Annotated in this window: 17 protein-coding genes; 6 read left to right on the top strand and 11 right to left on the bottom strand. The window is 68.0% G+C overall.

Going from position 1 to position 20,332, the window contains the following annotated elements; all coding sequences use genetic code 11:
* Positions 1 to 268 precede the first annotated feature (268 nt).
* Complete coding sequence (locus BN1959_RS00530; protein WP_053946785.1) at positions 269 to 610, top strand: cupin domain-containing protein; 342 nt, start codon at positions 269 to 271, stop codon at positions 608 to 610.
* Positions 611 to 663: 53 nt separating this feature from the next.
* On the opposite strand, the gene icd is transcribed toward BN1959_RS00530, so the two are convergent.
* Positions 664 to 1,935 (bottom strand): NADP-dependent isocitrate dehydrogenase, encoded by a 1,272-nt coding sequence (gene icd / locus BN1959_RS00525; protein WP_053946784.1) that lies wholly within the window; start codon positions 1,933 to 1,935, stop codon positions 664 to 666.
* A 229-nt stretch (positions 1,936 to 2,164) separates the two neighbouring features.
* Between icd and BN1959_RS00520 the strand changes: the two genes are divergently transcribed.
* Together BN1959_RS00520 and map are read left to right on the top strand one after the other, a co-directional pair.
* On the top strand, positions 2,165 to 3,013 hold the full coding sequence (locus BN1959_RS00520) for an isoaspartyl peptidase/L-asparaginase (RefSeq protein ID WP_053946783.1): 849 nt from the start codon (positions 2,165 to 2,167) through the stop codon (positions 3,011 to 3,013).
* Positions 3,014 to 3,086: 73 nt separating this feature from the next.
* Positions 3,087 to 3,992 (top strand): type II methionyl aminopeptidase, encoded by a 906-nt coding sequence (map, locus tag BN1959_RS00515; protein ID WP_053946782.1) that lies wholly within the window; start codon positions 3,087 to 3,089, stop codon positions 3,990 to 3,992.
* A gap of 120 nt (positions 3,993 to 4,112) precedes the next feature.
* Here map and BN1959_RS00510 read toward each other — a convergent pair whose 3' ends face one another.
* From BN1959_RS00510 to BN1959_RS00490, 6 genes are all read right to left on the bottom strand, one after another.
* Positions 4,113 to 4,313 carry a DUF7835 family putative zinc beta-ribbon protein gene (locus BN1959_RS00510; protein ID WP_053946781.1) on the bottom strand — a complete coding sequence of 67 codons (201 nt, stop codon included), beginning with the start codon at positions 4,311 to 4,313 and terminating at the stop codon, positions 4,113 to 4,115.
* 209 nt (positions 4,314 to 4,522) lie between these two features.
* Entirely contained in the window at positions 4,523 to 6,712 is a 2,190-nt protein-coding gene (locus tag BN1959_RS00505) for an ATP-dependent DNA helicase (RefSeq protein ID WP_053946780.1), read from the bottom strand.
* Positions 6,713 to 7,046: 334 nt separating this feature from the next.
* Positions 7,047 to 7,178, bottom strand: a complete 132-nt coding sequence (locus BN1959_RS15320) for a hypothetical protein (protein WP_272913559.1) — start codon at positions 7,176 to 7,178, stop codon at positions 7,047 to 7,049.
* Between the two features lie 46 nt (positions 7,179 to 7,224).
* Positions 7,225 to 7,839 (bottom strand): hypothetical protein, encoded by a 615-nt coding sequence (locus tag BN1959_RS00500; RefSeq protein ID WP_053946779.1) that lies wholly within the window; start codon positions 7,837 to 7,839, stop codon positions 7,225 to 7,227.
* The gene (glyS, locus tag BN1959_RS00495; protein WP_053946778.1) at positions 7,836 to 9,635 is read right to left on the bottom strand and encodes a glycine--tRNA ligase; all 1,800 of its coding nucleotides are present in this window, start codon (positions 9,633 to 9,635) and stop codon (positions 7,836 to 7,838) included. The genes BN1959_RS00500 and glyS overlap by 4 nt, the downstream gene beginning before the upstream one ends.
* A complete protein-coding gene (locus BN1959_RS00490; RefSeq protein WP_053946777.1) occupies positions 9,635 to 10,492 on the bottom strand; it encodes a CBS domain-containing protein in 858 nt (285 codons plus the stop codon). The genes glyS and BN1959_RS00490 overlap by 1 nt, the downstream gene beginning before the upstream one ends.
* 185 nt (positions 10,493 to 10,677) lie before the next feature.
* Between BN1959_RS00490 and BN1959_RS14935 the strand changes: the two genes are divergently transcribed.
* The 3 genes from BN1959_RS14935 to BN1959_RS00480 all read left to right on the top strand — a co-directional run bounded on the left by BN1959_RS14935 (position 10,678) and on the right by BN1959_RS00480 (position 16,688).
* Positions 10,678 to 10,821 carry a DUF7556 family protein gene (locus tag BN1959_RS14935; protein WP_202594626.1) on the top strand — a complete coding sequence of 48 codons (144 nt, stop codon included), beginning with the start codon at positions 10,678 to 10,680 and terminating at the stop codon, positions 10,819 to 10,821.
* Positions 10,822 to 11,005: 184 nt separating this feature from the next.
* Positions 11,006 to 11,470, top strand: a complete 465-nt coding sequence (locus BN1959_RS00485; RefSeq protein ID WP_053946776.1) for a PPC domain-containing DNA-binding protein — start codon at positions 11,006 to 11,008, stop codon at positions 11,468 to 11,470.
* Positions 11,471 to 11,495: 25 nt separating this feature from the next.
* Entirely contained in the window at positions 11,496 to 16,688 is a 5,193-nt protein-coding gene (locus BN1959_RS00480) for an LAGLIDADG family homing endonuclease (protein ID WP_053946775.1), read from the top strand.
* A 409-nt stretch (positions 16,689 to 17,097) separates the two neighbouring features.
* Here BN1959_RS00480 and BN1959_RS00475 read toward each other — a convergent pair whose 3' ends face one another.
* From BN1959_RS00475 to BN1959_RS00460, 4 genes are all read right to left on the bottom strand, one after another.
* On the bottom strand, positions 17,098 to 18,660 hold the full coding sequence (locus BN1959_RS00475; protein ID WP_053946774.1) for a sulfatase: 1,563 nt from the start codon (positions 18,658 to 18,660) through the stop codon (positions 17,098 to 17,100).
* Between the two features lie 69 nt (positions 18,661 to 18,729).
* Positions 18,730 to 19,359, bottom strand: a complete 630-nt coding sequence (locus BN1959_RS00470; protein WP_053946773.1) for an IMPACT family protein — start codon at positions 19,357 to 19,359, stop codon at positions 18,730 to 18,732.
* The gene (locus tag BN1959_RS00465) at positions 19,360 to 19,860 is read right to left on the bottom strand and encodes an amino acid-binding protein (protein ID WP_053946772.1); all 501 of its coding nucleotides are present in this window, start codon (positions 19,858 to 19,860) and stop codon (positions 19,360 to 19,362) included.
* 33 nt (positions 19,861 to 19,893) lie between these two features.
* Complete coding sequence (locus BN1959_RS00460; protein WP_053946771.1) at positions 19,894 to 20,265, bottom strand: hypothetical protein; 372 nt, start codon at positions 20,263 to 20,265, stop codon at positions 19,894 to 19,896.
* Between the last annotated feature and the right edge of the window lie 67 nt (positions 20,266 to 20,332).

The following is a 20,332-nucleotide window of genomic DNA, read 5'->3' as shown; positions in this document are numbered from 1 at the left end:
CGCCTCGCGAGCGCCACCTTGGCGCTCGCGGGGGGAGGGGTGGGGACTCGGTGCCGTGCCGGACCTCGTGTCCGGCACACTGCGGTCGCAAGTGGTCGACGAACGAGATGAGGTTGCTGTCGCAGTCGCGGTTCCAGTGGCCAACGGTCGAGATGCTGTCGCCGTCCGAGTGGTCGAAAACCACTCCTGCCGACCGACCGACGAGACGTACCACAACCAAATAGCCGGGAACTCAGGAACTATACGCCTCGCCCCGTCACACACCCACATGGATCAGTACACACCGAACGACGCCGACTTCGTCGAGGCCGTCGACGACGTCCATCTCACGGTCGGCGCGAGCGGCGACGAAACCAGCGTCCAACACTTCCGCATCGAGCCCGGCGCCGAAGTCCCCTCCCACAGCCACCACCACGAACAGGCCGGCCTGATCACGGAGGGCGAACTCACGTTCGTCCTCGAGGACGGCGAGGAGATCACCGTCGGCGCCGGCGAGTCCTACACCCTGCTGGGCGACGAGGTCCACGCTGCCGAGAACCGCGGCGACGAGCCGGTCGTGGGAATCGACGTGTTCGCGCCGCCACGTACGAACCCCGACTGGGCGGAGTAGCGACTGGCGGGCAGTCGCAAAAGAAAGCAGAGCGGAGAGCCGCAGAGACTGGCTTACGCCAGGTCCTGAATGTTGTCGATCACGGTCTCGGCGTACGCCGTCGTCGAAACCTCCTCGGCGTCCTCGCGCTGGCGCGCGAGGTCGTAGGTGACCGTCCCCTCGTCGATCGTCTTCTCGACGGCGTCGCGGATCAGCTGGCCGGCGTCCTCCCAGCCGAGGTACTCGAACATCAGTCGGCCCGAGAGGATCAGCGCGGTCGGGTTCGCCTTGTCCTGGCCGGCGCGCTTGGGCGCGGAGCCGTGGACGGGTTCGGCGAGACAGCGGCCGAAGCCGAAGTTGGCGCCCGGCGCGATGCCGAGGCCGCCGATCTGGGCGCCCGCGGCGTCGGAGAGGTAGTCGCCGTTGAGGTTCGGCATCGCGAGCACGTCGAACTCGTCGGTGCGGAGCTGCATCCACTGCAGCATCGCGTCGGCGAGGCGCTCCTCGACCATGACGGCGTCCTCCGGGATGTCGACCTCGTCTTGCTCCTCCCACAGGGAGTCGGGGGCGGCGAACACTTCGTCGTCGGGGTACTCCTCGTCGGCGACCTCCATGCCCCAGGTACCGAACTGGCCCTCGGTGAACTTCATGATGTTCCCCTTGTGGACCAGTGTGACCTTGTCGCGGTCGTTCTCGATGGCGTAGTCGATCGCCTCGCGGACGAGGCGCTTCGAGCCCTTCTCCGAGATCGGCTTGAGGCCGAGGCCGATCGGCCCCTCGTGCATCACGTCGTCGAAGCCCATCTCCTCCTCGACGAACTCGCGGACCTGCTCGGCCTCGTCGGTGCCGGCCTCCCACTCGATGCCGGCGTACACGTCCTCGGTGTTCTCCCGGAACGTCACCATGTCCATCTCCTCGGGGGCCTTCATCGGCGACGGGACGCCGTCGAGGTAGTAGGTCGGTCGGACGTTCGCGTACAGGTCGAGCGTCTGCCGCAGCGCGACGTTGAGACTGCGGAAGCCGGCGCCGACCGGCGTCGTCAGCGGCCCCTTGATCGCGACGCGATGCTCCTCGATCGCCTCGACTGTCTCCTCGGGGAGGTTCTCGTCGTACTTCTCGCGGGCGGTCTCGCCGGCGTACACTTCCATCCAGTTCACGTCGTGGCCCGTCGCCTCGGCGGCGGCAGTCAGCACGTCCTGTGCGGCCGGCCCCACGTCCTTGCCGATCCCGTCGCCGTGGATGATCGGGATGACTGGGTCGTTCGGTACGTCGAGTTCGCCGGACTCCTCGTCGGCGAGCGTGATTTTCGACCCCGACTCGGGGGGTTCGATGTGCTCGTAGCTCATAGCACGATTACCGTCTCAGAGCGAGCCCAAATGCCTGCCGTTTCAGCTGTCACGGTGGTCGATTCCGGGGCCGGCTTTTTGTCGGTCCGGTCGCTGCTACCGACGGGATGCCTGTCACCGACCGCACCGCGTCGCTCCGGGACAGGAAGTGGGCCGACCGACGCTCGGCGTTCCGGCGTCCGCGGCCGTTTCCCGTGGATTGATGGGTCGCGCCGCCGCTGACTGCCCCATGCGCATTATCGTCCACGGCGGCGCCGGCAGCCAGCCCGACGAACCCGAACCCCGACAGGCGGTGCTCGACGACGCCGCCGAGACGGGCGCGGCCGAGTCCGACCCCGTCGACGCCGTCGAGGCCGCGGTGAACGTGCTCGAAGCGTCGGACCGCTTCAACGCCGGCTACGGCGGCGCGGTCCAGTCCGACGGCCGGGTGCGGACCGACGCCGGGCTGATGACCTCCGACCGCGAGACCGGCGCCGTCGCGAGCATGGACGGCGTGCGGGAGGCGGTCTCGGCCGCCCGGGTCGTGCTGGAGGAGACGCCACACATCTTCGTCAGCGGCGAGCACGCCGTCGATCTCGCTGCGGAGTTCGGCGTCGACACCGACGTAGAACTGCTCACCCCGGAGAACCGCAAATCGTACGAGGACGAGGACCCACCGGAAGCGGGGCCGAAAGCTCACCTCGAGTGGCTCGAAGAGCGCTTCGGCGGCCACGACACCGTCGGCGCCGTCGCGTTCGAGGACGGGGAGTTCGCCGCCGCGACCTCCACGGGCGGGCGGTCGTGGGCGCTCGCGGGGCGGGTGGGCGACGTGCCACAGGTCGGCTCGGGGTTCTACTGCACCCCCGCCGGCGGCGCCTCCGCGACGGGCGCCGGCGAGGACATCGCGAAGGTGACGCTGAGCCAGCGCGCGGTCGACAAGCTCGAGGCGGGGGCCGACGCACAGACCGCGGCAGAGGACGCCATCGCGGAGTTCGACGAGCTCACGGGCTCCTCCGCCGGCGTGATCGTCTGCGGCGAGGAGCGGACGGGCGCGGCGTTCAACTCCGAGGGGATGCAGACCAGCACGGCGACACGGTAGGCGTTCGGAGCCGCCCCGCGGGTCCATGCGCGTGCCGGAACCTCTTTGCCGCGAACAGACCAACAGAACAGTCATGAGCTACGGCGATCTGCGCGACGAAGCCGTCGAGAAGCACCACGAGGCCGGCGAGATCCTGGTCGAGGTGATGACCGAGGCCAAGGAGCTGGTCGAGCCGGGGACGACCCACCTCGAAGTCGCCGAGTCCGCCGAGGAGCGGATCGTGGAGCTGGGCGGCGAGGCGGCGTTCCCCGTCAACATCAGCGTCGACCACGAGGCCTCTCACGCGACCCCGGAGGCCGACGACGAGACGGTGTTCGGCGAGGACGACATGGTCTGTCTCGATATCGGCGTCCACGTCGACGGCTACATCGCCGACGCGGCCGTCACCGTCGACTTCTCGGGCAGCGACGAACTGGTCGAGGCCGCCGAGCAGGCGCTCGACGCGGCGCTGGACGAGGTCGAAGCCGGCGCCGAAGTCGGCGTCGTCGGGCAGGCCATCGAGGACGTGATCGACGGCTACGGCTACTCGCCGGTGCTCAATCTCTCGGGCCACGGGCTGGAGCGCTACGACGCCCACACCGGGCCGACGATCCCGAACCGGGGGATGGATCGCTCCGCCGAACTGCAGGCCGGGCAGGTAATCGCCATCGAGCCGTTCGCGACCGACGGCAGCGGGAAGGTCGGCGAGGGGAGCCACGAGCAGATCTTCGAGCTCCAAGAGGAACGCTCGGTGCGTGACCGCGCGGCGCGGCAGGCGATGGAGCAGATCACGGGCGAGTTCGACGGGCTCCCGTTCGCCCAGCGCTGGCTCGACAGTCCGCGACCGGCGATGGCGCTGCGCCGGCTGAAAGCCGACGGCGCGATCACGGGCTACCCAGTCCTGCAGGAGGACGAAGGACGGCTGATCTCACAGGCCGAGCACAGTCTGATCGTGACCGAGGACGGGTACGAACTGCTGACCGACGGGCTGTTCAAGTAAGCCGTCGGGTTCCGGGTTTTACGCAAAACCGACGGCGCCAGCGGCGCCGTTCCGACGCAGACCGGCATGATGCAACGTCGACGGGCCCCCACGCCCGCCGGAAAGCCACTCAGCCGGTAGTTAGGCGTTGTTCATCCGCGTCGCCGTCTCAGAGTCACAGGTCTGACAGACAGCCACGCGGTAGGGCTCTCTGGAGAACTCCGAGTTCTCCTCTTGATCGCTCTCGGTCCGGATTTCGACCCGGACGTCGTGGAGCGTCTCCCCGCCACAGTCCGCACAGTTCTCCTGAACGCTGTCAGGGTCGGAGGGTTGAGTGGCCATGCGCCACCTACTATTCGGAGGAGCCGGATAAAGCCGGCGCTGGTCGTACTCGACAGGACGGCGGCGAGAGTGCCCGAGAACGGCTCGCTCGGCCGTCGAAGCGCGTCATCTCGACAGTCGTGCGGTCCGGCGGGCGCTCTGCCTGTCGCGTGGCGATCGACTGTGTTCGACAGTACTATAGGGCGGATAAATACGTTACGGCAGCCGGGTCAAGGCTGTGGCGGCGCACCGTCGTACGCGTCGCGGTCGGCGTAGAAGTTCAGTATCCCGAACTTCAGCTTCTCCGGGTTCATGTCGATGAGCTCGTCGCGCTCCTCCTCGGGGAACGTGTCCCGGACCGAGAACCGGCCCATGTCCGCGCGGGTGTATCGCTTGTCCGCGAGCACGCGGACACCGAAATCCTCGGGCGAGCGGATCACTCGCCCCAGCGCCTGTCGGGTCTTGCGGACCGTCGGGATCTCGACCGCGTAGCGCCAGCCGGCGTTGTTTCTGTCGCCGTAGGCGCGGTCGTAGGCGTCCTGGACGGCCTCCAGCCGGTCGTCGATGTGGGGGTAGGGGACGCCGACGACCACCACCGCCCGGGCGTCGTCGCCGTCGAAGCTCACCCCCTCCGCGAGCGTCCCCCACAGCGAGGTGAACAGCGCCGCGTGCTCGCCGTCGACGAACCGTTCGCGGAGCTGTTCGGTGTCCACGTCTGACCCGTCGAGCAACAGCTCCGCGTCGCCGGCGTCGGCATCGCCGACGGCTCGTCCCCCGCCGCCGCCGAGACGCTGGTAGTAGCGCTCAGCCTCGCTGTAGGAGGGGAAAAAGAGCAGCGTGTTCCCGGGCGTGAACTCCACCACGTCCGAGACGAGCCCCGACACCGACTCCTGTACCTCGGGGTCGCCGCGGTCGCTGGCGAACAGCGCCGGCGTCCCGGCGGCGTACGTCCGGCGGTGCTCCTCGGGGTACTCAAGCCCGTAGGCCATCGTCACGGGGTCGTCGAGGCCGAGCACATCGGCGGCCACGTCGAACGGCCGGAGCGTCGCAGACATCAGCACGCTCGCGTACACCTCGTCGAACAGCGCCTCAGTCACGCGGCGGGGGATGCAGGTGTACAGTTCGGCGCGACCGTAGATTTCGTCGGTGCCCTCGTCTCGGCGGACCGAGACCACGGGGTACTGGCCGAGTTCGGCGTTCTCCTCCATCCACGTCGCGAGGAAGCGGGCGGCCGCGAGCGTCGAGCTCTCGGCGCGGGAGGTCGCCTCGCCGTTCTTGTACGCCTCCTCGTACTCCTCGTCGATCGCCTCGCCCAACTGGACCGCGAGCTCGGTCTCCGTATCGATCCCGCGGCCCTCGTAGTTTCGGAGGAACGCGAGCGTGAGGTCGTCGCGGGCGTCGTCGTTGGCGATCGGCACGTCGTGCCAGTGCTCGTCGATCCCCTCGCGTTCGCCGTACTCGAACCCGTCTTCGTAGGCGTCGACCAGCGCGTCCCGGAACGCGCCGATCACGTTCTCGGCGGCGTCGGCCCGGGAGTCCTCCCGGTCGTCGAGCTCGTCCAGCGCGCTGTCGAGGGTGTTCTCTGTGAGACTGCGGCTGGCGTGGTCCCGCGCCGCTGACTCGATGTTGTGGGCTTCGTCGAACACCGTGACCACGCGCTCGGGCTCGCGGTCGAGCCACCGGAAGAACTGCTCGCGGATGTTGGGGTCGAGCAGGTGGTGGTAGTTACAGACCACGAGATCGACCGCCTCCATCCCCTCCTTCAGCAGTTCGTAGCCACAGAGCTGGTTCCGGTCGGCGTACTCGTAGATCTCCTCGGGCGTCCGAACGCCGTCGTACAGCCACTCGTAGAACTCCTCGTTGTCACCGAGCAGGTTGTTGCGGTAGTGTTCGCAGACGTTGGCGCTCTCGACGTCCTCGATGCGGTCCTCGACCTCCTCCAACTCCTCCATCACCGCCTCGCGGCGCTGGGCGGCCGCGGCGTCACCCTCACGGCTGGCATCGAGCAGTTCGCGCTGCTGGGCCTCGAGTTCCCGCTTCTCGGCCTCGTCCTCGACCAGTTCGCGGGTGGTGTCCCGCAGGGTCTGACACTCCTGGTAGTCGACGCCAATGTGACACATCGAGGACTTCCCCTTGAACACCACCGCGCGGATGTCCTCCTCGTCGTTGATCGCGCGGGCCTCCTCGACGAACTGGCGCATCTGCTGGTGGACGTTGGTCGTGATGACGACGGTGCGGTCCTCCTCGCGGGCGTGCTCGAGCGCGGGCACGAGCGCCGAGAGCGTCTTCCCCGTTCCTGGTGCACCCTCGAACAGCACGTCGTCGCCGTCGTCCAGCGCGGCGGCGATGCGAGTCATCGCCTCGCCCTGGTTGGGGTAGGGGCTGTCGTACGGGAAGAACCGTCGCGTCGTCTCTGCCACTATCGGGAGTGGGGCGTTCTCGGTCAAAAACTCTCGGTCGGGAGGTGGGGAAACTCCGCGAAGGAGTGAAACGACTGAGCGGAGGCAAACCACCTCGGAAGCGAGCGGGGAGCGAAGCGACCCGCGAGCCGGGTGGCTAGGGAAACGGGAGCGAGCGGGAAACCGTCTCCAGAATCGAGCGGCGAACGGAGTGAGCCGGGAGACGATGAGGAAACGCGAACATCCGCCGAAAAACGAACGACTACGGATCCACTCCGAGCGTTCGACTGTCAAAAAGCGCGAGCGAGAACTCCCCGTGGGCGCCGTTCTCACACCCCTCCGTTTCGACTGGAGATCAGCCGACCAGTTCGAGCGCGAGTTCGAGCATCTCTCCGTCGCCCTCCCTCCGGAGGAGGTAGTAGAGGATGCCGAGCACCACGAACAGCACGATCGCGGCGATCAGTATCTCGACCAGTCCGATCTCCATGGCGGGGCGTGGTTCGCCGTCGAGCCTGAAGGACGTGGTGGCCGGTTCAGAGCCCGAGCGCGCCGGAGAGCCCCGGGCCGGCGGCGACGAACACGAGCGTGATTCCGGCCGCGGCCGCCGGGGGAATGGTGGCGTTGTCGTCGACGACGTAGCCCGCGACGACCGGCTTCAGGCCGTCGGCCAGCGTCGCCCCCGCGGCGCCCGCGACCGCGGCCGCGAGCCCGACCGGGAGTGGCGTGACGGCGGTCGTAAAGGGCGCTGCCAGTGCGAAGCAGACGAGGAACATCACGCCGAGGACGCCCGCCTGTTTGGCGCTGCCCGCGTCGTTGTCGCCCAGATAGCCCGAGACGGGGTCGCCGACGATCAGCATCAGCATCCCCGGGAGCGCCACCGCCGGGGCGAAGACGAACGCCACGAGCGTCTGGGAGTAGGCGTACAGCGCGTAGCCCGCGACGTTGTCGCGTTCGTACTCGCGGGCGAGCGTGTCGAACAGCGGCCACTCGTAGTCGAGCACGAGTCGGACGAACTCGAGCGCCGAGACGGCGACTGACAGCGCGACGAGCAGGAGGCGCACTTCGGGCCAGTCCACCACGCCGAGCAGGTACAGCGCGGGAATCCCTACCCCGGATGCGTGGACGCCACGGCGCCCGAGTTCGCTCATTCGCTGGCGGTCTCGACCGTCTCGTACCGGCTCAGGACGGCCTCGAAGTCGGCCTCGCCGTCGCGCAGCGCTTCGAGCTGGCCGACCAGTTCGCCGACCGGAATCCGGGCCTGCGCGCCCGTGTCACGGTCCCGGAGCGTGACGGTCGTGGGGTCGTCCTCCAGCCCGTCGCGGTCGACGGTGACACAGAACGGCGTGCCGACCTCGTCCTGCCGACGGTAGCGCCGGCCGATCGAGCCCGAGTCGTCGCGGGTCGCGTCGAAGCCGGCGCCACGCAGCGTCGAGACCACGTCGCTCGCGGTGTCCAGCAGCGGCTCGTGGTTGCTGACCAGCGGGAACACCGCCACGTCCGTCGGCGCCATCTCGGGCGCGAGCGAGAGGTAGTCCCGCGGTTCGCCGCCGAGCTCGTCGCGCTGGAGCCCGTGGTCGATCAGGGTGTAGACGGTGCGGTCCACGCCGAAAGAGGGTTCGATGACGTGCGGGACGATGTGCTCGCCCGCCTCGGTCTCCTCGACGACCTCGAAGTTCGCGACCGCGGTGTCGACGGTGTACTCTTCGCCGTCGACGGCGACGGTCACCTCGTCCCCCTCGAACGCGTCGGGGTCGCGCTCGGCCAGCTCTTCGAGCGCCGCGGCGACCGCGCCGGCGTCGCCGCCGAACTCGGGGCCGAGCGTCGACATATCGGGGTCGACGCTGGGCCGTTCGACAGTGCGCGGCTCGTCGTACTGCTTGAACACGGTGAAGTTGTCGTCGCTGGCCTCGGCGTGTTTCGAGAGGTCGTAGTCGCTCCGGGTCGAGAAGCCCGCGATCTCGATCCAGTCGCCGCCGGCGCTCTCGACTTTCGCCTCGGCGTCCCAGCAGTCCGCGGCGTAGTGGGCGCGCTCGCCCGGGAGGTGCTGGCGGAAGCGCAGCTGCTCGGTGTCGACGCCGATCCGCTCGTACCACTCCTGAGCGACGCCGAGGTAGTAGGCGATCCAGTCCGAGGCGATCACGTTCTGCTCGACCGCTTCGCCGACGGTGAGTTCCCGGTAGCCGTCCTCGGCCGGCGCGTCCTCGGCCTGTTCGGGCGCCGGGTAGAGTCGGAGCTCCACGTCCGCGACCTTCTCGAGGTCGGGCTCGTCGGTCTCGGGGTCGATAAACGTCTCCAGTTCGGCCTGCGTGAGTTCGCGTACGCGGATCAGGCCCCGGCGGGGCGAGATCTCGTTGCGGTACGCCGGGCCGATCTGGGTGACGCCGAAGGGGAGCTTCCCGCGGGCGTACTCCTTCAGCCGCGGGAACTCCACGAAGATGCCCTGGGCGGTCTCGGGGCGGAGGTAGCCCGGCTGGCCCGAACCGGGGCCGATGCTCGTCTCGAACATGAGGTTGAACTCCTCGACCGACTGGCCGCCGAGGGCGGCACCACAGGCCGGGCAGGCGAGCTCGTGCTCGGCGATCAACTCCGCGACTTCTTCGGGGTCGAGCGCCTCGGCGTCCTCGAGGTCGGTCGCGTCCTCGACGAGGTGGTCCGCACGGTGGGACTCGCCGCACTCCGCACACTCGACGAGCATGTCGTCGAACGTGTCGAGGTGGCCCGACGCCTCGAAGACCGGCTCGGGCATGATCGTCGGCGCCGCGATCTCCTCGTTGTCCTCCTTGAGCGCGAAGCGGTCGCGCCAGGCAGCCTCGACGTTGCGCTTGAGCGCCGCGCCCTCCGGGCCGAACGTGTAGAAGCCCGCGGCGCCGCCGTACGCCGCCGCCGAGGCGAAGAAGAAGCCGCGGCGCTTGGCGAGCTCGGTGACGTCGGCGTGCTCGCTCATCAGACCGCCTCCAGCAGGTGGACGTCCCGGAGCACGCCGGCGATCTCGCCGCCGCTGACGACCGGGATCTGTTCGATGTCGTTCGTGATCATCAGCTGTGCGGCCTCGACGGCGGACTTGCGCTTCGAGACAGTCACGACGTCCTCGGTCATGAACGTCGAGACCGGCTCGTCGGGGAACTCGACGTTGCGCGTGGGGACGTAGCGGTTGCCGACCGACTGGACGCTCTCCCACTTCCAGTCCTCGTCGTCGCCGGCCATCGAGGCGCCGGCGTCCTCCTCGCCCTCGACGACCTCGGCGACGGCGACGATGTCGACCTCGGTGAGCATCCCCGTCATCTCCGTGTCGTCGCCGAGCACGACCGTGTAGGGCACGTCCGCGAGGCCGATCTCGCGCTCGGCGACCGGGAGCGGCGTCCCGGCGTAGGTCGTGTTGACCGTCCCGTTACAGAGGTCACCCACGTCGGCGTCGGTGCCGACCTCCTCGCGGGCGAGCGCGTGGATCAGGTCCGTGATGGTGACGATACCGACGAGCGTTCCGTCGTCGGTGGCGTCGACGACCGGGACGCGGCGCGTGCCCGCCGAGAGCATCAGCGCCGCGAGCTCGTGGAGCGTCGCGTCCGCGGTCGTGGTCGGTACCTCGCGCATCAGCAGCGCGAGGTCGTCTTCGTCGGGGTGTTCGATCAGGTCGTCCCGGGAGACGAGCCCGCGGTAGCGCTCGCCCTCCTCGGTCTCGCGGACGACGGGAACGGAGGAGAACTTCCGCTCCTGCAGGTACTCGAGGGCGTCGTCGCGCGAGCCCGGGAGCGAGACGGTCACGAGGTCTTCCGCGGGCGTCATGGCGTCGGCAACCTTCATGCAGTTCCCTTCTCTTGGGCCCCTCTTGTACTCTGCGAAGGTGTGCGCGGCGATGGCAGGCGCGTACTCCGAAGGTATGTCCGACACTGGCGGACACGAACCCCCTCAGAAGCGATGCCCGGATCCGTGTGAACGCGCCTCAATGTTTCGACGGGTTTATATCGCTGTGCGTGGGATAGTGTACCATGGCACCGGGCACGGTTCACGGCGGCGACGACGTGATGGGCTCGCTGGACGACGCCGAGTTCGTTATCGCGGATCTCGGCCGGGAGGAGGCCTGGATCTCGGTAGCCGAGGCCGACGCGCCGGTCGTCGAGGAGTGGGCGTAGCGGTCACGCCCGTTCTCGACCGTCGATTCGCCGTTTTTCCGCCCGTCTCGAACGTCGAGCAGTCGCGGGACCGCTCTCTCCCTCCCGTCGCTCGATCGTGAGCGGGAGCGCCGAACGAGGGCGTTCGAGCCGCGACGACGCGGCAGGGGTGAGGTTTTTGTTCTCGTCGCTGCTGTACTCCAGTATGGATTACCGCGAACTCTCGCCCGACCGCGAGTTCCTCGCACGGCTCGAAACCGGCGCCGACTGGCGCGAGGAGATCGAGTCGCTGGCGGTCGAGGAGGACGTCGACGCGGCGTGGTTCAACGCCATGGGCGCGGTGCAAGACGCCGTCGTCTGGTTCTACGACCAGCAGGAGGGCGAGTACGAGTCCGTCGAGTTCGAGGAGCCGCTGGAGGTCGCCGCCTGCATGGGCAACGTCTCCTACCTCGACAGGGAGGGACAGAGTCCCTCTGGCGACCGGACGCAGTCCGGTCACGGCGAGCGGTTCGCGCACACACACGCCGTGCTCTCGCGGCCGAGCGGGCAGGCACTCGCGGGCCACCTCGACGCCGGCACGGTGTTCGCGGGCGAGGTGTACATGCGGACGTTCGAGGAACCGCTGGAGCGCGAACACGACGAGGAGACCGATCTGGATCTCTGGCTGTGACCCCGGCCCCCCGAGGTGAGAAGCGGTGAGAGACGACGACGAGCGGTACTTCGAGCGGCTGGAGGGCCAGCTCGACGACGCGTTCGACCGAGCCGAGGCCGCCCGCGAGCAGGGGCGGGACCCCCAGACCGAGATCGAGATCCCGGTCGCGAAAGACATGGCCGACCGCGTCGAGAACATCCTCGGCATCCCCGGCGTCGCTGAGCGCGTCCGGGAGCTCGAAGGGGAGATGAGCCGCGAGGAGGCCGCGCTCGAACTCGTCGAGGACTTCGTCGACGGCAACGTCGGCGACTACGACAGCCGCGAGGGGAAGATCGAGGGCGCGGTCCGGACCGCCGTTGCACTCCTGACCGAGGGTGTCGTCGCCGCGCCGATCGAGGGGATCGACCGCGCGGAACTACTGGAGAACGACGACGGGACCGAGTTCGTGAACGTCTACTACGCCGGCCCGATCCGCTCGGCAGGTGGGACCGCACAGGCGCTGTCGGTGCTCGTCGCCGACTACGCCCGCTCGCTGCTCGGGATCGAGGAGTTCCACGCCCGCGACGACGAGGTCGAACGCTACGCCGAGGAGATCCAGCTGTACGAGAAGGAGACCGGCCTCCAGTACACGCCGAAGGACAAGGAGACGAAGTTCATCGCCGAGCACATGCCGATCATGCTCGACGGGGAGGCCACCGGCGACGAGGAGGTCTCCGGCTTCCGCGACCTCGAGCGCGTCGACACCAACTCCGCCCGCGGCGGGATGTGTCTCGTCATGGCCGAGGGGATCGCCCTCAAGGCGCCGAAGATTCAGCGCTACACTCGCCAGCTCGACGAGGTCGACTGGCCGTGGCTGCAGGACCTCATCGACGGGACGTACTACGGCGAGGGCGGCGACGACGGGGCGGACGACGAGGACGCGGACGACGAGGAGGAAGCCGAGACCGAGAGCGACGAAGAGGTGAACGAGTCCGAAGGTCCGGTCCGGCACGAGCCCGCGACGAAGTATCTCCGGGACCTGATCGCCGGTCGACCGGTGTTCAGCCACCCCTCCGAGTCCGGCGGGTTCAGGCTCCGGTACGGTCGGGCCCGCAACCACGGGTTCGCGACCGCCGGGATCCACCCCGCGACGATGCATCTGGTCGACGATTTCCTCGCGACGGGGACCCAGATCAAGACCGAGCGGCCGGGGAAGGCCGCCGGGATCATCCCCGTCGACTCGATCGAGGGGCCGACCGTCCGCCTCGCGAACGGCGACGTGCGGCGCATCGACGACCCCGAGGAGGCCCTGGAGATCCGCAACGGCGTCGACGAGATCCTCGACCTCGGCGAGTACCTGGTCAACTTCGGGGAGTACGTCGAGAACAACCACCCGCTCTCGCCGGCCTCCTACGCCGTCGAGTGGTGGGAGCAGGAGTTCGACGACGCCGGCGCGGACGTGCAGGCGCTCCGGGACGACCCTCACGTCGACCTCGACGAGCCCGACCCGCGCACCGCGCTGGACTGGGCAGACCGCTACGACTGTCCCCTCCATCCCGAGTACACCTACCTCTGGCACGACATCTCTGTCGCGGAGTTCGACGCGCTCGCGGCCGCGGCGGCCGACGGCGAGATCGTGGACGACGAGCTCCGCCTGGCACGCAGCGACGACGTGCAGCGCGCGCTGGAACGGCTGCTCGTCGAGCACACCGCGACCGAGGGGACGCTGGTCGTGCCGGAGTACCGCCCGCTGCTGCGCTCGCTGGGCGTGACGACGGAACTGGATCGGCAGTGGACCCCCGCGGACCTGAGCGAGCGCGCGCGGACGTGGGGCGCCGACGCGGAGGACGCCGCAGTCGCCGACGGCGGCCGACAGTCGCCGCCGCCCGCCGAGGCTGACGGCGGGATGGCGGTTCGGGACGACGCTACCGACTCGGCCGCCGCGGACTCGGCTGCCGACACGTCCGTCGAGTCGCCCTCGCTACCCGGCACGAACGCGATCGAGGCGGTGAACGAGATCGCCCCCTTCACGATTCGGGAGCGTGCCCCCACCCGGATCGGGAACCGGATGGGCCGCCCCGAGAAGTCCGAGAGCCGGGACCTCTCGCCGGCGGTGCACACGATGTTCCCGATCGGCGAGGCCGGCGGCAGCCAGCGCGACGTGGCCAAGGCCGCGAAGGATCGCACCGACGCCGGCCGTGGCCAGATCGAGGTCAGCCTCGGCGAGCGGGAGTGCCCGAACTGCGGCGAACACACCTACGAGAACCGCTGTCAGGAGTGTGAGAGCCACACCGAGCCGTACTACGAGTGCGACGACTGCGGCGTCGAAGTCGAGCCGGACGAGTCCGGCCGCGTCGTCTGCCCGCGCTGTGAGTGGGAAGTCGAGAGCCCCGAGGAGCGCACCATCGACCTCAACTCGGTGTACCACGACGCGCTCGACTCCATCGGTGAGCGCGAAGGGAGCTTCTCCATCCTGAAGGGCGTGCAGGGGCTGATGTCGGCGAACGAGACCCCCGAGCCGATGGAGAAAGGGATTCTTCGGGCCAAACACGGCGTCTCGTCGTTCAAGGACGGCACCGTACGCTACGACATGACCGACCTGCCGGTCACCTCGGTCCGGCCCGAGGAGCTGGACACCACCGCCGCGGAGTTCCGGCGGCTCGGCTACGAGACCGACATCGACGGCGAGCCGCTGGAGCACGACGATCAGCTGATCGAACTGAAGGTGCAGGACATCGTGCTCCCCGACGGCGCCGCCGAACACATGATGCGCACGGCGGACTTCGTCGACGACCTGCTCGAACGGTTCTACGGGCTCGAGCCCTTCTACGAGGTCGAGGAACGCGACGACCTGGTGGGCGAACTCGTGTTCGGGATGGCGCCGCACACCTCCGCGGCGGTCGTGGGTCGGGTGGTCGGCTTCACCAGCGCAGCCGTGGGGTACGCGCATCCGTACTTCCACGCGGCGAAGCGTCGGAACTGTTTCCACCCCGAGACGAAGGTGTGGTTCCGCGACGAGAAGGAGTCGTGGCACCACGAGGAGATTCAGACGCTCGTCGAGGACCGACTCGACCCCGAGACGGCCGAGGAGGACGACTTCGGGACGCTCGTGCAGGAACTTGACGGCGACGTGTTCGTTCCCTCCATCGACGCCGACGGCAACGAGGTCGTCAAGCCCGTCGAGGCGGTGAGCAAACACCCGTCGCCGGAGCACATGGTCCGAGTCGAGACCCGGAGCGGCCGGGAGATCACGGTGACGCCGGATCACGAGATGCAGGTGTTCGACGGGGAGATCGAGTCGAAGAAGGCGTCCGAACTGACCGAGGACGACAGCATCGTGAAGCCAGACGGTCTGGATACGGTTTCTCCGGATCAGACGACGAAGTTCGACCTCTTAGAGGAGTTCCTGCAGACTGAAGAGATCGACAACAGCCGACTGACGGTCAAGGGTCTGGAGAAAGAGTGGCTGTACGACCTCTTCACGGAGCAGCTCGCTGATGATTACGAGGGCACGTTCTACCCCCTCAAGAGTACTGCTGAGGTGCTCGGGCTGAACAAGAAGGGGTTGAGTAACTACATCTACCGGGAGAGTATCCCCGTAGACCTGCTTCTCGAACTGTTCGACTCCACGGAGGCGTTGCTTGACCGACTCCCCACCGACGTTCGGCTCGGGATGAAGCGAGATGGTCCCGACATGGACCGCTTTGTCGAACTGAACGAGCGAGTCGCTACCCTTCTCGGGTACTACGCCGCTGAAGGCTTCGCCCGAGAGCAGGAAACCCCGAAAGGAACGATCCACCAGACGACGATCTGCGGGACGGAAACGGAAGCACGCGGTTTCTTCGTCGAAGTGCTTCGAGAGGAGTTCGGCGTCGAACCGTATCGCGAGAACGAGGCGAAAGTGACGGCGTCAGGGAGACTCCTGCGGACGTTCTTCGACACCGTTCTGGATGCTGGCGTACTCGCAGAGTCGAAGCGTGTGCCCCAGCCCGTGTTCGATGCTCCGGACGCGATCGTCGCCGCGTACCTCCGAGGCTACTTCAGCGGTGACGGGGCAGCGTCAACGAACGCCGCTGTCATCTCAGCGACGACAGTCAGTCGTGAACTCAAAGAAGACTTGCTTGCGCTTCTGACGCGGCTAGGAATCGTTTCGAGCGTCAAGACGACTGAGCCGTCACCGCTCCACGAGTACTTCCCGGGCTACTACGACATCGACGACCCACGCGAATCCGCACGGAGCTACGTCCTCTCGATCAGTTCGGAAGACGCAGTTGCGTTCTCGGAAACGGTCGGGTTCCACCTCACACGAAAGACCGAGACTCTCGAAGCGCAGTTGGCGGCACGGGACACGCAAAAGCGACGTGCATTCGACGGCGGCGACGGGGACTACCTCGTCGAGTCTGTCGCGTCGGTGGAGTACGTCGAGAGCGACACCGAGAACACGTACTGCCTCACCGTCGAGGACACCCACTCACTGATCGCAAACGATACCTCCCAAAAGCAGTGCGACGGCGACGAGGACTGCGTCATGCTCCTGCTCGACGGCCTCCTCAATTTCTCGAAGGAGTTCCTGCCCGACCAGCGCGGCGGCCGGATGGACGCCCCGCTGGTGATGTCCTCCCGGATCGACCCCTCCGAGATCGACGACGAGGCACACAACATGGACATCGTCCGGCAGTACCCCACGGAGTTCTACGAGGCCAGCCTCGAGATGGCCGACCCCGAAGAGGTGGAGGAGCTGATCCAGATCGGGGATGACACGCTCGGCACCGAGGAGGAGTACCACGGGTTCGACCACACCCACGACACCACCGACCTCGCGCTCGGACCGGACCTCTCGGCGTACAAGACCCTCGGCGACATGGAGACGAAGATGGACGCCCAACTCGAACTCTCCCGCAAGCTACGGGCCGTCGATCAGACCGACGTGGCCGAGCGGGTGATCGAGAACCACTTCCTGCCGGACCTGATCGGGAACCTCCGGGCGTTCTCCCGGCAGGAGACGCGCTGTCTCGACTGCGGTGAGAAGTACCGCCGGGTGCCGCTGACCGGCGACTGCCGGGAGTGTGGCGGCCGGATGACGCTGACGGTCCACCGCGGCTCCGTGAACAAGTACATGGACATCGCCATCGAGGTCGCCGAGGAGTACGGCTGCCGGGACTACACGAAACAGCGGCTGGAGGTGCTGGAGCGGTCGCTGGAGTCGATCTTCGAGAACGACAAGAACAAACAGAGCGGGATTGCGGACTTCATGTAGGCTACGGCGAGGAGATCCTCGTCTTTCCGTCCCCTTTCTGCTTTCCGCGACGGCAACGGCGTCTCGACGCTAGACCTCTTGTAACCGCACCGCCCGGCACAGCCCTCAGGCCTCCCCCAACCGATTCGCTCGTTCGCTCCGCTCACTCGCTCATCCCTCGCGCTGACACGCGGCACGATGCCGCGTGCGCTTCGCGCCACCGCCGGCCGCGGTGCGGTAGCGGTGGACGCCTCGCCGGCCCCATCGGTCGGGGCCGGCGGGGGGAGGGGTGGGGACTCGGGGCTGTGCCGGACCTGGTGTCCGGCACACTGCGGTTACAAGCGGTCTACGAACGAGATGCGGTTGCTGGTAGCAGGGACAAACCGACCTCGCGTAGAACACCGATCCACAGCAAATCCGTCAACTCAGACTACTCCATATACCCAAGATCCTGCAACCGCTCTTGGATCTCCTCGTCCATCTCCTCCACCGAATCGTCGCTCACCTCACCCGCGGCAGCACTCGTCCACGCGCCGCCGATCTCGTTCTCGAAGATCGCCAGCTCGCCTTCCACCGTGTCGATCGCCTCGTCCCCTTCACCCGCGAGGTTCTCCTCCTCGCCGGGGTCCTCGTCGAGCCGGTACGCCTCGTCCTCGATGCGGTCGATCCGGACGTACTTCGCGTCCGCGCTGCGCGCCGCACGCATCCGCGCGTAGAACCGCGAGTCCTCGTCGAGTTCGATCCCGGCGTCGGCAGCCTTCTCCTCCAACTGCTTGAGTTCGACCACGGGACGGGAGTACTCGACGAAGCCAGTCTCGCCCGACGGCGCGGCCTGCTGGGCCGGGTCCGGGTCGTCGGCGCCGTCGAACTCGCGGTACTGCTCCGAGAGCAGCGAGCGCGTGGGGTCGAGCGCGACCGCCTCCTCGTTCGATCCCGGGGTCGGCGTCGCGTCGGCGTCGAACGTGTCGAGCACGGTGTGATAGAGGTCGAGCAGTTCGACCGTGTCCTCGCGGCGGTCGGCGTCCAGTTCGGGGTGTTTCACCAGCAGCGGGACGTTCACGAGGGGGTCGTACAGCCCGAACTCGTGGCCGTAGAGACCGTGCTCGCCGTGGAGTTCGCCGTGGTCTGCACAGACCACGATCGCGGTGTCGTCCCAGCGGTCGGTCTCTTTCAGCCAGTCGAACAGCCGGGTGAGCTGGCTGTCGATGTGGGCGACCTCGGCGTCGTACAGCCCGCGGATGTCGTCCCACTCCTCGTCGTCGATCTCCCGCGCGCCGGAGTTGTACAGTTTCGAGTTCTGGCAGACCTCCGTGGAGTCGACGCCGGGGGCGAACTCCTCGCGGAACTCCGCGGGCGGGTGGTACGGCAGGTGGGCGTCCATGAGGTTGATGAAGGAGAACCACCCGTCGCTGTCGCCCGATTCGGCCTCCTCGACGAACTGCTTCGTGCGGTCGATCACCCGCGGGGTCTTGGAGTCGGCGCCCTCGCCCGAACTCAGGTACTCGTGGGCGGTGTTGCCCGCGCTGACGATCATGTCCGCCAGCTTGCGGAGCCGGGGGTTGTCGTTGAGCACCTGCCACATCCGCGCGAGCGGGCCCGAAAGCAGGTCGCCCGGCATCACCTCGAAGAAGTTGTCCTGATCGTCGAACCCGTCGGTGAGGTGGGTGTAGGGGGTGATCCAGGCGTTCGAGGAGTAGCAGGCGGTGTCGTGGCCCGCCGCCGAGAGCGACTGGGCGAGCGTCGTCGCCCCTTCGAGGTAGGGGTTCTCCTGGTCGGCGCCGTGGCGGGAGGGGTACATCCCCGTGAAGATCGATGCGTGGACGGGGAGCGTCCACGGCGCGGGCGCGACGGCGTTGTCGAACACGGTCGCCTCCTCGGCGAACGCGTCGAGCCCGGGCGTCGTGTCACGGTCGTAGCCGTACGGGCCGAGGTAGTCCTTTCGGACCGTGTCCATCACCACGAAGAGGACGTTCTCGGGCGAGCCGCTGGTCATACCCCGAGTAGTGACTGTAGGGCGGATAAGTTTCCTGTTCCGCGTCGACCGCCCTCCCCCGACCGCGGCCTACTCGACGCGTGCCCGCCCGCTGGTCGCGGACTGGATCCGGTCGCGTAGCTCGTCGCTCTCGGTGACCGGCACCGACACCTCGAAGCTGACCTCGGCCTCGTAGGCGGCGTCGAACTCGCAGTCGGCGCCTTCGAGCAGCCCCCGAACCGTCCCGGAGTCGTCGTAGTCGACGGTGACGGTAAAGCGGTGCCGTGGCTGGACCTCCGCGACGCCGGCGTCGTCGACGGCCTCCTTCACCGCGCGGGAGTAGGCCCGGGCGAGCCCCCCGACGCCGAGGTTCGTCCCGCCGTAGTACCGCGTCACGACCGCGACGACGTTCCGGATTTCCCGTTGCTGGAGCACGTTCAGCGCGGGCTTGCCCGAGGAGCCCGTGGGCTCGCCGTCGTCGCTCTGGTACTCCCGGATCATGACCTCGTTCACGCGCTCGGGCGAGGTCTCGCCCGCCGGGACGCGGTACGCCGGGACGTTGTGGGTGGCATCGTCGTACTCCGCGCGGACGGCGTCGACGAACGCCTCCGCGGCCTCGACGGAGTCGACGCGGTCGACGTGGCCGATGAACTCCGAGCCGCGGATCTCGAAGCGGGCCTCCCCGCGGCCGGCGACGGTGCGGAACGGCTCGGGCGCCATTCAGAAGCTCACTTCCCGGACGTGCGGCAGGTCGTGGACCCGCTTCAGGAGCTCGCCGGACGGCTCGTCGTCGAGGATCAGGTACAGCATCGGTTCGTCGGCGAACTCCGGGTCGTCCGAGAGCACCTGCCGGATCGAGTGACCATCCTCGGCGACGACGTCGGTGACGCGGGCGACGATGCCCGCGGCGTCGGCGTCGGTGGGTTTGACTCGGACGACGGTGAAGTCGAGCACGGGCGCGAGATCCATCAGGCTCGGCACCGCGGAGATGTTCCGGAAGATGTCCCGGAGTTCGTCGTCTTCCAGTAGCGCCTCCGTGGTGGAGTCGACGACCCGCCGGTCGACGCCGATCTCGCGGGCGATCTGCGTGTCGGGGATCTCGATACCGCCGGAGACGACCCGCCCCTCGTCGTTGATCGAGAAGCCGCGCTCCAGCAGCAGACGGACCACCGCCTGCTGGGAGGGCGACCCCTCGAACTTCTCCATGATCTCGTCGAACACGTTACCGGAAAAGGCGGGCGGCCGGGTTTAAAGTCACTCTCCTCGCTCGGCGGCCGACTCCGCGGGCGTGTTCCCGGCCGCGCGGTCGATCTGGCAGTCGATGCAGCGGTCGTCCTCGTAGCACTGCTCGACGCCGTGTGGGCAGTCCCACGCCGATTCCTCCGCGGAGAGTCGTCGCTTCTCTCGTTCCCACGCTCGTTCCCAGCCCTCGATCGACCCGTTGCGCTCGGAGTGATAGACGACCTCGTCGTCCTGGAGGATCTTCGCCTCGTCGAACTCGCTGGCGACTTTCACGGTCGCGACGGCGTCGGCGATCGACGCCACCGATTCGCTCTCGACGCCGTGGCGGCGGAACAGTTTGACGACGATCGAGCGGCCGGTCGTCTCGGTGGGTTGGGTGTCCATGGTGGGCGGCTGGTGGCGTCCCACTTCGGGCCTCGCCGGCCTTAAGCGGCGGGTCGACCCACACGAC

This window comes from Halolamina sediminis (assembly GCF_001282785.1).
In the GTDB taxonomy this organism is placed as follows: Archaea; Halobacteriota; Halobacteria; order Halobacteriales; family Haloferacaceae; genus Halolamina; species Halolamina sediminis.
This window is presented reverse-complemented; position numbering and strand designations above follow the sequence as displayed.